Here is a 13,849-nt window from a genome sequence, read left to right as displayed (position 1 = left end):
TTCTTTTTACAAATATTTTCCCATGATTCTTTTAGTTCCGATACCATCTTATCGTTATAAGGTTTAGGGTTCATATCGCCTCCAAATCCTATCTACGCATCAGGGGCTACTTCCCCTTTTCATCTGAATAGGCTATTTCAAATGGCGCTGGAGCATGCCCTGAGAACTCACAATTTTCCGATAAACAATGGTACCCTGGTTTACGAACTCCGTTTTTACAAAAAGGTGGAACAGGATTAATTTTATCTTGGTCACCTAGCCCGTAAAGACAGTGCAACTCCACAATAAGATGTGCAAACACCACGTATTAACAACCTACTTTCTCAATAAACGTTCATTGTTATAATTCTAGCCACGTTCGAAGTATCCTGCCCTTTCGTATTACGAGGTCACCAGAAATTACTGGTCGACCTCATTTTTGTGTGGTCGTAAGATAGCGGTAGCCGGGGATCGAACATTTCTGCCCGTGAGACTTGGATCTCGAGAGCTATTCCGTTCAACCCTCTACTTGTTAAACCATGATTAGGCTAGTTGGGGCATGACCCCGAATCACATGCGATAATGTGGACGACAAGAAGGTTAGGGGCTTCCGGCGAATATATAACAAGGAGTGGTTACATGAATCCTGTCATTGGACTGGATGTTTCCAAAGGAGAAAGCCATCACAAGCATTCACTGACCGAGGAATACCGCACGGAAAGACCTTTCAGTTTGAGCATAATCTTGAAGGACTGGCGTCTTTCTTGATTTTTGTGCAGGATCTCGAATGCATTACTGGACTGCGTCCAGCAGTAGTGTTAGAAGCAACTGGACACTACCATAGCCCCGTCATTCAGTTTCTAGATGAACATCAATACTTGTATATTGTCATTAATCCGTTAATTTCACACCAGGCCAAAAAAACCAGCTTCCGCAAAGTGAAAACGGATATTGCGGACGCCTATCATCTAGGGGAAATGTTCTACAAGGAAGAATTAGAACCGTACAAAAAACGAAGACAATTTATGATGAATCTACGCTATCTGACAAGGCAGCATGATTCTCTAACCGATATGTATGTGCAAGCGAAGCTGCAGTTTCAGGCTGTCCTTGATCAGGTCTTTCAGGAATACCGTGGCGTGTTTGGTGACCTGTACTCGAAGGTATCCCTTCGTTTTCTGGCTCTTCATCCTACCTCTTCCACGGTGCTGACTAAGTCTTTGAATGACATCACAGCGACGATTCAGTCTCTTACTGGACGGTCGAATTCCGCATGGGCGCTTGATCGCGCGCTGAAACTAACAGCTGCCGCGGAGCGAAACCCTTTCAAGGAAACTGCTCTTTCAAGCCATCTCATCTCGCTGGAACTGCTCATTAATCTGCTTCTACAGTACCAAGAGCACCTAGTAAACCTCAACCAGTCCATAGATGCTCTGGCTGCAGAATTACATGAGTATCAGTTGATCCAATCGATACCCGGCATTGGCACCAGAATTGCTGCAACAATACTGGCAGAAGTCGGAGAGATCGATCGATTTAATCATGCAAAGAAGCTCGTTGCATTTGCTGGTGTCGACCCTAGCGTCTTCTCTTCCGGCAAGTTTACAGCAACCCGAAATAGGATTACCAAACGTGGTTCCAGAAGACTTCGAACAACCTTATATCTAGCCGTACGATGCGGCCTGCGCAGCTCACGCAACCAAAAACTCCGAGCCTTTTACGATAAAAAGCGTGCCGAGGGCAAGCCGTTTAAAGTGGCTGTTATTGCCTGTGTAAAAAAGCTCATTCACTGGATTTTCGCAATTCTCACCCATAAAGAAGCATTTCGTCTGACCTAAGCAGGAAACACTAACCTGCTTAGGAAAGCTTCTCCATCCACCTATGGATGGTTATTTGGCATGCTCTTTTTTCAGTATAGCATCATAGGCTTTATCCATTAAGTTTTAAATATTGACAAACTATTAGCTAGAATCGTATTATAGTTCATCTAAATGGACCCTTATGCCTTATCCATTAAGGGATAGGCAATGAATAAACAAAAAAAAACCACCCAAAAGGGTGGCCCGTACTCATGATGAGCACTATAGGATTTGGATAGGAGTGGAGAGAAACCATACTGTACTTTTATTATATGTATACGCTTCCAGTTTGTCAATAAGCGCTTTCATTTTTGTTTGAATTATTTTGTAAGCGCTTTTTAATTGAAAAAGACGTACACCTTTTAAAGGTGCACGTCATAGCCTTTTTCTGTGAGCAGGACGACTGCCTGGTCCAAATACTCCTGGCTTCGGAACGATAGCCGGAGAATGCCCGGTACGTCCTCCCTGCTCTCAATGATATGGATGTTGCTCAAGTTGATGAGGCTGTTGCCAAGTTCACTCGTTATCTTACCAATAATGCCGGGATGATCGGGAATATCGACATAACAATCAAACGCGGAGTGGATCATGCCTTTGCGGCGCTCTGGCATCTGACTGCGGAACTGGCCCGCTGTTTCGAAAGCCTGCGCGATGCCTTCCCCATCCGAGTTCTCCAGCATCGTTACGAATTTATCCGTTTCCTTGCCCCAATCCCGAAGAAGCTTCAGCAGAACCGTTCGGTTATTGATTAATATATCACGCCATATAATTGGGTCACCTGATGCAATCCGAGTAATATCACGGAAGCCTCCAGCTGCAAGCGATTCATAAAGCCCATTTTTTTCATTGTAGCCTCGAACCTGATTGACAAGCGAAACGGCGATCATATGCGGGAGATGGCTGATTGCGCCTGCAATCTCATCATGCGCATTTGGCTCCACTCTGACGATATTCGCTTTCGTATGGCTGAGTAGCTCGACTAAACGCTCCATCGCATCCTCAGGCGTACTTTCATCGGGTGTTAACACATAATACGCATTCTCGTATAAGTGCGAAGATGCCGCTTCAACACCAGTACGCTCGGACCCAGCCATGGGATGACCGCCAATAAAGACAGCCTGGCCGAAGTCCAGCGATTTAGCCCGTGCCGCAACCGAAGCCTTTGTGCTTCCCGCATCGGTTACCACACACCCTGGTTTCAGCTTAAACGCGCTAAGCTTCTCCAAATACTCTTCAAGATTTCCAACCGGTACACAAACAAAAATAAAATCTGCCTGCTCTGCCGCCTCTTGCATGGAGGTCGTCGCGTAATCCACGACGCCTCTCTGCACGTATTTCTCAACTTGGGCAGGTCGATTTGAATGTCCAATTACGGTAATGCCGGGTTTCCCCTTAAAGCACAGGGCAAGTGAGCCGCCAATCAGCCCTACTCCAAAAATCGCTACAGTTGTCATAACGTTATCCCTGCACCGCCGATTCCTGTAACACATATTCCAATGCTGCGATAAACTTTTCGTTTTGCTCGCGCGTGCCCACCGTTATCCGAATGTGGTTCGGGTAGTAAGTCCAGCGCGGACGAGAGATAATGCCTCTGCGCAGCAAGCCGTCAAATACCTCAGGAGAGGGCCGTTTAACGTCAACCATGACGAAGTTCCCATATGCCGGGAAGTAGGACAAGCCCAGTCGGTCGAATTGCTCAGACAAATATTGAATTCCCTGTTGATTCTGATCACGGCAATAGGAAATAAACGTTTTATCGGCAAGGGCAGCCTTAGCCGCAGCTTGAGCTGCCCTTGATGTATTAAATGGCTCGCGCACTTGATTCGTAAACCGAATCACGTCGGGATGGCCAACGCCATAGCCAATGCGAAGCGCAGCTAGCCCATAAATTTTTGAGAATGTACGCAGCACGATCAAATTCCGATACTCGCTTATGAGCTTTACGCCATCCGGAAAGGCCGGATCGTCAATATATTCGCCATAAGCCTCGTCAAGTACAACGAGAACATGGGAAGGCACTTCTTTTAGAAAAGCAGACAGCTCCGGCAGAGTGACAATCGTGCCTGTCGGATTGTTTGGATTGCAAATCCAGATAATTTTAGTGCGGTCGTTCACCTTAGCCAGCATGGCAGGCAAATCATGCTTTCCCTCGTTCAGCGGCACTTCCACGATCGTTGCATTCTCGATTTCGGCATTGTGCTTATATTGCGGGAAGGTTTCATCAGCCATAATCGTTTCGTCGCCGGGAACGATGAAAGCTCGATTAATCATAAGAATGATTTCGCTGGAACCTGTTCCAAAAATAATTTGATTCGATTCTACTCCAAGCTCTTGGGCTAACGCTGCGGTTAATTCCACGCTTGCGCCATCGGGATAAATATTTAAATGGCTTAATTCTTCAATTACGGCCGTTTTCGCCTGCTCTGAGCAGCCGAACGGGTTCTCATTAGATGCTAGCTTGATCACTTCTTGTAATCCTAGCTCCCTCTTGACATCTTCAACCGGCTTGCCTGGTTGATAGACGGGAAGGTGGACGATATTGCTTTTTGGCTGCATGAGCCGTTCACCTCTTTTATAATAGACTAATCTAAACACTCGTCCTCCATTGTCTCATATCTGTGTATGGTTTTAAAGTTTTTTTCATTTCAGTCGATTCGTATTTCACAGCCACTTATCGCTAAACCACATTTCTCGTCAAAAAAAGTGATTTCTATTAAGTAGAACGCTTACTCAGCCTTATCGAATAAGAAAAATTGGCTTCGTCGTCCCCTGCAAGGGAAAGGTATTCATTCTCGTAATTAGAGAAGAATATTTTATCGCGTACATCCTATATGGTCTTATTTTTCAAAAAAAGCCCCTTGCACTTGGCAAGAGGCTCTTATTAAGTATACAACTATGACTATCCCTTCAGCTGTGCGACAAAATCACTGATCTGCTTAAGGCCAACCTCGCGCTGCTCGGTATCCTGCAATAGCGGAATCGCTTCTTCTATCTTCCTGACGATTGCGCTGCCTACAATAACGCCATCACATTGCTTCTCGAAACGGGCGACCTGCTCGCGGCTTGAAATGCCAAAGCCGACGGCAATCGGCAAGTCCGTTGCTTCACGGACCGTCGCCAAAAATTCATCAATGCCCGCATGAAAATCAGCTCTCACACCTGTTACGCCTAACGACGATACGCAGTAAACAAAACCTTTTGCTTTACGGGCGATACGCGTCACACGTTCCTTTGAGGTCGGCGCTACGAGCGGAATAAGATGTACGTTAGCCGCTTCTGCAAGCTGCCTAACCTCTTCATCCTCTTCCATCGGCAGATCCGGAATAATGAGGCCGCTAATGCCTTTGCTTTGCACAAGCTCGAAGAAAGCTTTCAGGCCATATTGGAAGACTGGATTGTAATACGTAAACAAGATAAACGGAATTTCCACGCCCGCTTCACGAGCCTGTTCCGCCACGTTAATACAGTCGACAAGAGTGATGCTGTTATGAAGCAGCGCCCGCTCGGATGCCCGTTGAATGACAGGTCCGTCTGCAAGTGGGTCCGAATAAGGTACGCCGAGCTCGATCATATCCGCCCCGGCTTTCTCCAGTGCTTGAATAATGTCTACCGATGTCTGCAAATCAGGATCACCCATGGTCAAGAAAGGAATGAGTGCAGTCTTGCCTTCCGATTTAAGGCGCGCAAACGCCGTATCAATGAGATTCATGCTTGTCTACCCCCAAGTAACCCATAATGGCTTCTACGTCCTTGTCTCCGCGTCCTGACAAGTTAACGACGACGACTTTATCTTTATCCAGTGTTGGCGCGAGCTTCAGCGTCTGAGCGATCGCATGCGCGGATTCTAAAGCTGGAATGATGCCCTCCGTGCGGGAGAGCAGTTGCAATGCTTCCAGCGCTTCAGCATCGGTAACTGGCACATATTCCGCGCGGCCCGAATCCTTCAAATAAGCATGCTCCGGCCCGATGCCTGGGTAATCGAGACCAGCCGAGATCGAATGTGCGGGTTGCACTTGTCCATGCTCATCTTGAAGAACATAGCTCATTGAACCTTGGAAAATACCATGGCGGCCTTTCGTCATCGTTGCTGCGTGCTCGATCGTATCCACGCCACGTCCTGCCGCTTCTACACCGATCAGCTTCACATTGTCATCGTTCACGAATGGATAGAAAATGCCCATCGCGTTGCTTCCTCCGCCTACGGCAGCAACAATGTAATCCGGCAGCCTTCCTTCTTCCGCCAAGATTTGCTGGCGCGACTCATCCCCAATAATCCGCTGGAAATCACGGACCATCATCGGATAAGGATGCGGGCCCGTCACCGAACCCAAAATATAATACGTATCCTCGACATGGCTTACCCAGTAGCGAAGCGTTTCATTGCAAGCATCCTTAAGCGTCCTTGTTCCAGACAATACTGGCACGACCTCAGAGCCCAGCAGCTGCATGCGGAAAACATTAAGCTGTTGACGCTTCATGTCTTCTTCGCCCATAAATACTTTGCATTCTAGGCCAAGCAATGCAGCAATCGTAGCCGAGGCAACCCCATGCTGCCCTGCACCTGTCTCGGCAATGATCTTTGTTTTTCCCATACGCTTGGCAAGCACGCCTTGGCCGATCGTATTGTTGATTTTGTGTGCGCCTGTATGATTAAGGTCTTCGCGCTTCAAGTAAATTTTGGCGCCGCCAAGATGCTTGGTTAGACGCTCAGCATAATAAAGTGAAGTCGGGCGGCCCGAATATTTATGCAATAAATAGCGAACCTCATCCTGAAACGCCTGATCCTTCGAATAATGCGCGTACGCCTCTTCGAGCTCTAATAGTGCGGTCATTAGCGTTTCCGGCACGTAGCGCCCGCCAAATGCCCCGAAACGTCCATTTACATCCGGTACCTGTGTCATGCTTCCATCACCCTTCTTACAAATAATCTGATTTTGTCAATATCCTTATGTCCATCCGTTTCTACACCGCTGGATACGTCGATCCCATTCGGCGAGTAGGTCCTAAGCAGCTCCTGCACGTTGCCTTCATTCAGCCCGCCTGCTACATATAATGGTAAGCCAAGCGCTTCGGCCGCCTGGTTGTATTCCTCGATCATTTCCCAGTTGAAGGTCTTTCCCGTACCGCCGCCAGGCGCATCGATAAGGATCGCGTCCACGGCTGCCTGGTATGGCGTTAGCGTCTCCATTACGCTCTGCGGCTTATTGCCCTCCGCATCCTGCTTCACCGAGAAAACCTTCCATACCTGAACATCCAGCTTCTCGCGCACCTCTTGGCAAAATACCGCCGATTCATCGCCATGAAGCTGAACTACATCCAACGGGGCCACTTCCAAGATCGCTTTCAAGCCTTCCAGCGTCTCATTGACGAACACGCCAACGGTCCTTGGCCGCGCACCGCTTGCCGCTCTCAAACCGCCTACGGCTTCAATTAGCCGTGCAGCAGTTGCCTTATCCACCTGCCGCTTGCTCGGCGCGAAGACAAAGCCGATTTCGTGAATCGGCAAGCCATTCATCGCCTGAATCGTAGTAACATCTCTTAATCCGCATATTTTGATGCGCGGCTGCTGGCTCATCGCGCAGCTACCGCGCTCATCAAATCATTAACCGATTCGCCCACGTTTTCATGCCGCATGAAATACTCGCCGATCAGCACGCCATGTGCGCCAATGGATTGCAAATATTCCATGTCTGTTTTCCCGGCAATCCCGCTCTCGCTAATAACGGTTACGTCTTTCGGCATCATGCCGATTAAAGCCTCCGTCGTTTTCAAGTCCGTAACAAAGGATTTCAAATCACGGTTGTTAACCCCGATTAACGTAGCCTTCCCAAGCTCTAGCACGCCTTCCAGCTCTTCTCGGTTATGGACTTCCACCAACACATCCATGCCGATCGCTTTCGCAAGGTCATGGTATTCCCCGAGCTGCGCAGGAGTTAGAATCGCCGCAATAAGCAAAATCGCATCAGCCCCAATTAAGCGAGCTTCGTAAATTTGACGAGGATCGATCGTAAAATCTTTGCGCAGCAGCGGCACGTTAACCGTTTGTCTTACCGCACTTAGAAATTCATTAGACCCTTGAAAATAATCCCTATCCGTTAGGACCGAAATGCAATCGGCACCGGCAGCTGCATAAGCTGCAGCTAGCGAGGTTGGCTCAAAATCGCTCCGAATCAGCCCTTTGGATGGCGAAGCTTTCTTCACCTCAGCGATAAGCCCCATGCTCCGATTGCGTCCAGCAGCCGTCAGGGCATGCTCAAAGCCTTTGCAAGCCGGAAGTGCTGCAATTTGTTTCTCGATCTGGGCAAGATCAAATCGTCCAGCGAGCTCTTCCACCTCAACTCTTTTTGTAGCAACAATTTTATCCAGAAACATGTGCCAACTCTCCTGTCATATGAATAAGGCTTGCGAGCTTCTGCTGCGCCTCTCCTGAATCAATCACCTTAGCCGCGATTGCCGCCCCCTCGCGAAGCGAGCCAGCCAATCCGCCGACATAAATACATGCGCCCGCATTCGCAAGCACGATATCACGGTAAGCGCCTTGCTGCTCTCCTGCGAAGATCGCCCGGATTAGCGCCGCGTTTACCTCCGGCTCGCCGCCCATGACCTCAGAGATCGACCAACGCGACAATCCAAGCTCCTCAGGCGTAATATCATAGGTTCGCACTTGGCCATTCAAGAGCTCAGAGATTTGCGTCGGTGCCGAAATACTGATTTCATCAAGCCCGTCATGGCTGCTCACAACCATCGCCCTCTTCAAGCCAAGGTCACCCAGCACCTCTGCAACCGTCGCCGTCCGCGCTCGGTCATACAACCCAAGCAGCTGGCGGTCAGCGCCCGCAGGGTTCGTAAGCGGCCCCAGCATGTTGAAAATCGTTCGTATGCCAAGCTCTCGGCGTGGAACAGCCGCGTGGCGAAGCGATGGATGATAAAGCTGCGCGAACATAAAGCAAATGCCGATTTCCCGTAAACATAGTGCGGCTTGTTCGGGTGAAATGGTGATTTGAACGCCCAGCGCTTCAAGTACATCTGCGCTGCCGGTTTTCCCCGACATCGCGCGGTTTCCGTGCTTGGCCACCCGTATGCCTGCAGCTGCAGCAATAATCGAAGAGGCTGTCGAAATATTAAATTTATGAATGCCGGAACCGCCGGTCCCGCAAGTATCCAGCAGTCCTTCCTGCTCCGTATGAAGATGGCTGGAATGAGCGCGCATGGCCTCCGCGAAGCCAGTAATCTCATCCTTAGTCTCGCCTTTCATCCGAAGCGCCGTAACGACGCCAGCGATTTGCGCCGCTGTTGCTTCACCGCTCATAATAATGCTCATCACGGCATTCGCTTGCTCCCTCGTCAGATCGGAGCCTCCGATTAGCTGGTTTAACGCTTTCTGCATCGAAATCGCTTCAGTCACCTGCATTACTGACCAAGCCCCTCTCCGGCCTTGACGTAATAATCCATATTAATGGAATTGAAGCTTTCACTCTCGCTCTTTGGCTGCGCAAATAGCGCCTCTGCGGTGCGAATGGCTTTGAGCATCCCCTTGGCCTTGTTCACGGTTTCTTGGTATTCGCTCTCTGGCACCGAATCCCAGACAATGCCGGCTCCAGCTTGCACATAAGCCTTTCCATGCTTGAAAATAATCGTCCGGATCGTAATGCAGGTATCCATCGAACCGCCAAAGCCCAAGTAGCCGATTGCGCCTGCGTAAGCGCCGCGGGCTTCGTTCTCCAGCTCAGCGATGATTTCCATCGCCCTTAGCTTGGGAGCGCCTGAAACCGTACCTGCCGGCAAGCAGGAGATGAAGGCATCAAAGAAATCCTTATCCTTATGAAGCTTGCCTGAAACGTTGGATACGATATGCATAACATGCGAGTAGCGCTCAATGTCCATAAACGAGTCGCATTTCACAGAACCGAATTCGGATACGCGCCCAATATCATTGCGACCTAGGTCTACCAGCATCAGATGCTCCGCCCGCTCCTTCTCGTCGGCAAGCAGTTCAAGCTCAAGCGCTTTGTCCTCTTCCGCCGTTTTGCCGCGCGGCCTTGTGCCCGCAATCGGCCTTGTTTCGACGCGGTCACCGTTAACCTTAACAAGTGCCTCTGGCGAGGTTCCTACGATAACCTCTTCCCCCATCTTCAAATAATACATATAAGGGGACGGGTTCATCGTACGCAGCACGCGGTACACATGCAGCGGATCGATATCCGTGTCAATGTTGAAGCGCTGGGATAATACCACTTGAAAAATATCGCCCGCGCGAATATATTGTTTGGCTTGCTCAATATTGGAAATGAACTGCTCCTTGGTCACATTGGATTGAATATCGCCAAGCTCGTAGTCCACTTCAATGGAACCTCCGGTCGTCACCGGAATCGTAACCGGTTGCTGCAGCCGCTCGATCACCGCTTCAACCTTTGCTACCGCGGCCGCATAGCTTGCTGCAATCTCGGCATCCGTTGCTCCTTCGGCGATATGTACGTTGCCGACGATTTGAAGCTGCTGCTTGAAATGGTCGAATACAATCACTTGATCGCAGAACATAAACTGAATGTCATTCATGTTCAAATCGTCGATTCGGTGGGCGGGCAGCTTCTCGTAATACTGCAGCAAGTCATAGCCGAAAAATCCGATTGCCCCGCCGGTAAAGGGAGGAAGCTCTGGAAGCGACGGTGTACGGAACGAACGCAAGTGAGCCTTTAACAGCTCGATCGGCTTATCATTCAGCACCTGCTTCTCGCCTTTGTGCTCCAACACGATTTCCCCGTTTTTACCGTACAATTTCATAAATGGATCCGTGCCGATAAACGAATTTCTCGCCCATTTCGCTCCGCCTTCTACGCTTTCAAGCAGAAAGGCATGATCTTCCTTCGCAAAATGTTGAAACAGCCGAATTGGCGTTTCAGTATCCGCCATCATATAGCGAACAATCGGAATTAAGTTGTATTGACCGGCAAGACGGATAACATGCTGCAGCTCATTTGACATTCCGAACAACCTCCCTGTGTTTGTATTATGCTTCTCTATACGGCAACAAAAAAAAGCTCCTGCCTGAGCAGGAGCGTTGGTTTAGATGATGACGGAAGTGTGTAAGCGGAAAGACACAATGATAGGTAGGAAGAAACAGCACTTTTACAATCCTCGCGCGTCTGCGCACAAGATTGTTCAGCTCTTTCGTAAGGTCCATCCTACAAATTGCTCTGCTCTGCTTCTCTCAACTAGTCTCGACTCATCTCAACTCAGTTCATAACTCTGCTCTGCTACTCTCACTTACGTTATTAAATATACAACAACGAACGGCCGTGCGTCAACAAAGGGTTTGTTTCTATAATGAGCGAAGTTATGAATTAGGCCTTGGACAAATCCGGACGCAATGCCTTCGCACCGCTTAAATAAACATGGCGAATTTCCGCTTGCGTCTTATCTGTATTAATTAGAACCATCAGCCGGATACACCGCTCCAGGCTGCCTTTCACCGGTACTTCAAGCGCGCACATTAACGGCACGAGCTCCCAGCCCTTCATTTGGCGAATGGCACGGGCGGGAAATGTCTCGTCCAAATCATTCGTTACCGTTACAAATACGCTGCAAATATCGTCTGGCACGATTGCGTTGTCGGCAACAATCGCATTCAGCATTTCAATCGTTGCGGCCAAGATCGGCTGCTCTTCATTCGCCTCAACCGTAATAGCGCCGCGGATGCCTCTGACACTCATCGCTATTCAACCTCCCGTTTCAATTCCTCTACGATTTCCCGTACCCATTGCACGGAAACGTCGGATTTTATTTCAACTTGTCCAATCGCCGTCGGAACGACGAATACCATCGTCCCCTCTGCAAACTTCTTGTCATGCATCATCGCATCCATGATCTTGTCGATATCTAGATGCGCAGGCAGCCGAACGGGCAGACCGCATTTGGCAAGTACACGCTTCGTTACGGTGTAGACCTCTTCTGGCGCGCCATATCGGAGCCCCAGCTTCGCTGAGCCGATCATCCCGATCGAGATCGCTTCCCCATGCAAGAGCTCGCCATAGCCAGCAACCGCCTCCAGCGCATGACCAATCGTATGTCCCAGATTCAGAATCGCTCTTAGATCGTTTTCGCGCTCATCTTTCGAGACAACCGCTGCCTTGACGCTGCAGCCTTTGTACAAAGCATAACCAAGAGCATCGGCATCTAGCGCAAGCAGCTTCTCCGCATTTTCCTCGCACCAGTCAACAAAGGCCTCATCCCAGATGAGCCCGTGCTTGACCACTTCGGACAATCCGGCGCTTACTTCACGCGGAGGCAGGGTTTGCAGCGTCTTTAGATCATACAAAACCAGCTCCGGCTGATGAAACGCGCCGATGATATTTTTGGCAAGCGGATGGTTGACAGCAACTTTCCCGCCTACGCTACTGTCATGCGCTAAAATCGTCGTAGGCACTTGTACAAATTTAATGCCGCGCATATACGAAGCGGCGACAAAGCCTGCCAGATCGCCAATAACCCCGCCGCCAAGGGCAACGATAGCCGATTTGCGGTCCAGTCCCGCTTCTAACGCTTTTGCGACCAGCGACTCCAGCATGGATAGCGATTTGGAGCTTTCTCCAGAAGGTACAATGACGCTTGACGTAACAAATCCGGCATCCTTGAGACCTGCTTCGAACCCTTCCAAATGGAAGTTGGCAACTAAATGATCGGTAATGATCAGCAGCGGAGATTTTTTGCTAATGCCATGCTTGATGAAATACGAGGAAGCCTCCTGCAGGAGACCCTCGCCAATATAAATAGGATAAGAACGGTCGCCAAGTTCAACGGTTAACTCACGCATCTCTAGTACCGTCCCAGCTGTTCAAGATAATTGTTCAGGTTCGCGCGAATTTCCTCAATGGAGTCGCCACCGAACTTTTCGAGAAACGCTTTCGCCACTTCCCATGCAACAACATGCTCCATCACAACGCTTGCAGCTGGCACCGCACAGCTGTCGGAACGCTCAACCTGAGCGGTAAACGGCTCTTTCGTATCAATATCGACACTGCGAAGCGGTTTGTACAGCGTTGGAATTGGCTTCATGACGCCGCGCACAACGATTTGCTCGCCGTTGGTCATTCCGCCTTCAAAACCGCCTAGACGGTTGGAAGCACGGTGATAGCCGCGTTCCGCATCGTACATGATCTCGTCATGTACTTGTGAGCCACGCAGCTTCGCTGCCTCAAAGCCAATTCCGATCTCACAGCCCTTAAACGCGTTGATCGATACAACTGCCCCTGCAATGCGGGCATCAAGCTTGCGGTCCCACTGCACATGGCTGCCTAGTCCGATTGGAACGCCTTCAATGATGCACTCTACGATTCCACCGATGGAATCGCCTTCGGCTTTAATTTGGTCAATATAATCCGTCATCTTCTGCTCGGTTTCCTTGTCTACGACACGAACGGAGGATTCCTCAGTCAAACGGATCAGCTCGTCCACCGGAAGCTGGTTGGCAGGTGCTTCGATTTCGCCGATGCGAATGACTTGGCCTGCTACTTTGATTCCGAACTCCGCCAGCAATTGGCGGGCTACAGCTCCTACGGCTACGCGTGCTGCCGTTTCGCGTGCACTGGAGCGCTCGAGCACGTTGCGCAAATCTTTAAGATCATATTTCAAGCCGCCGTTCAGATCGGCATGCCCTGGGCGCGGACGGTGCACGCGGCGCTTCTCTTCGTCGCTGCCTTCGATTGGCTCAATGTTCATAACCGAAGTCCAGTGTTTCCAATCATTGTTGGCAACAATAAGCGCTACTGGGGCACCTGTCGTTCTGCCATGGCGTACGCCTCCGACAACGTTAGCTGTATCTTTCTCAATTTGCATCCGGCGACCGCGGCCGTGGCCCTTCTGGCGTCTATGCAGCTGAAAGTTCAATTCCTCAAAATCAATCGTCAAATTGCTTGGCAATCCTTCGATAATCGCTGTTAATTGGGGACCATGCGTCTCCCCTGCCGTTAAATACCTTAAACTCAATCCAAGCTCCTCCTCCAAGGCAAGCCCAT

At 49.7% G+C, this 13,849-nt stretch carries 11 protein-coding genes and 1 pseudogene; 1 reads left to right on the top strand and 11 read right to left on the bottom strand.

Features of this window, described 5'->3' with window-relative positions:
- The first annotated feature begins 618 nt into the window (after window positions 1-618).
- Window positions 619-1,817 (top strand): annotated as a pseudogene (locus FJQ58_RS14955) (IS110 family RNA-guided transposase).
- Window positions 1,818-2,200: 383 nt separating this feature from the next.
- Here FJQ58_RS14955 and FJQ58_RS14950 read toward each other — a convergent pair.
- From FJQ58_RS14950 to aroC, 11 genes are all read right to left on the bottom strand, one after another.
- The gene (locus tag FJQ58_RS14950) at window positions 2,201-3,292 is read right to left on the bottom strand and encodes a prephenate dehydrogenase (RefSeq protein ID WP_238404060.1); all 1,092 of its coding nucleotides are present in this window, start codon (window positions 3,290-3,292) and stop codon (window positions 2,201-2,203) included.
- Between the two features lie 4 nt (window positions 3,293-3,296).
- A complete protein-coding gene (gene hisC / locus FJQ58_RS14945; RefSeq protein ID WP_139994720.1) occupies window positions 3,297-4,394 on the bottom strand; it encodes a histidinol-phosphate transaminase in 1,098 nt (365 codons plus the stop codon).
- A 343-nt stretch (window positions 4,395-4,737) separates the two neighbouring features.
- Window positions 4,738-5,547, bottom strand: a complete 810-nt coding sequence (gene trpA / locus FJQ58_RS14940; protein WP_139994718.1) for a tryptophan synthase subunit alpha — start codon at window positions 5,545-5,547, stop codon at window positions 4,738-4,740.
- Window positions 5,534-6,739 (bottom strand): tryptophan synthase subunit beta, encoded by a 1,206-nt coding sequence (trpB, locus tag FJQ58_RS14935; protein WP_139994716.1) that lies wholly within the window; start codon window positions 6,737-6,739, stop codon window positions 5,534-5,536. Before trpB ends, trpA begins: the two co-directional genes overlap by 14 nt.
- Complete coding sequence (locus tag FJQ58_RS14930; RefSeq protein ID WP_139994715.1) at window positions 6,736-7,413, bottom strand: phosphoribosylanthranilate isomerase; 678 nt, start codon at window positions 7,411-7,413, stop codon at window positions 6,736-6,738. The genes trpB and FJQ58_RS14930 overlap by 4 nt, the downstream gene beginning before the upstream one ends.
- Complete coding sequence (gene trpC, locus FJQ58_RS14925) at window positions 7,410-8,210, bottom strand: indole-3-glycerol phosphate synthase TrpC (RefSeq protein WP_139994713.1); 801 nt, start codon at window positions 8,208-8,210, stop codon at window positions 7,410-7,412. The genes FJQ58_RS14930 and trpC overlap by 4 nt, the downstream gene beginning before the upstream one ends.
- Window positions 8,197-9,249: an anthranilate phosphoribosyltransferase gene (gene trpD / locus FJQ58_RS14920; protein ID WP_139994711.1), complete on the bottom strand. Its 1,053-nt coding sequence runs from the start codon at window positions 9,247-9,249 to the stop codon at window positions 8,197-8,199. Before trpD ends, trpC begins: the two co-directional genes overlap by 14 nt.
- A complete protein-coding gene (gene trpE, locus FJQ58_RS14915) occupies window positions 9,249-10,820 on the bottom strand; it encodes an anthranilate synthase component I (protein ID WP_139994709.1) in 1,572 nt (523 codons plus the stop codon). The genes trpD and trpE overlap by 1 nt, the downstream gene beginning before the upstream one ends.
- Window positions 10,821-11,179: 359 nt before the next feature.
- On the bottom strand, window positions 11,180-11,548 hold the full coding sequence (aroH, locus tag FJQ58_RS14910) for a chorismate mutase (RefSeq protein WP_139994707.1): 369 nt from the start codon (window positions 11,546-11,548) through the stop codon (window positions 11,180-11,182).
- Window positions 11,549-11,550: 2 nt separating this feature from the next.
- Window positions 11,551-12,648, bottom strand: coding sequence for a 3-dehydroquinate synthase (gene aroB / locus FJQ58_RS14905; RefSeq protein ID WP_139994705.1), 1,098 nt, complete (start codon window positions 12,646-12,648; stop codon window positions 11,551-11,553).
- A 2-nt stretch (window positions 12,649-12,650) separates the two neighbouring features.
- On the bottom strand, window positions 12,651-13,820 hold the full coding sequence (gene aroC / locus FJQ58_RS14900) for a chorismate synthase (RefSeq protein ID WP_139994703.1): 1,170 nt from the start codon (window positions 13,818-13,820) through the stop codon (window positions 12,651-12,653).
- Window positions 13,821-13,849: the final 29 nt, after the last annotated feature.

Source organism: Paenibacillus paridis (genome assembly GCF_006345825.1).
GTDB lineage: Bacteria > Bacillota > Bacilli > Paenibacillales > Paenibacillaceae > Pristimantibacillus > Pristimantibacillus paridis.
Note: the sequence above shows the minus strand (reverse complement) of the source record. Positions and strands in the feature narration are given on the sequence as shown.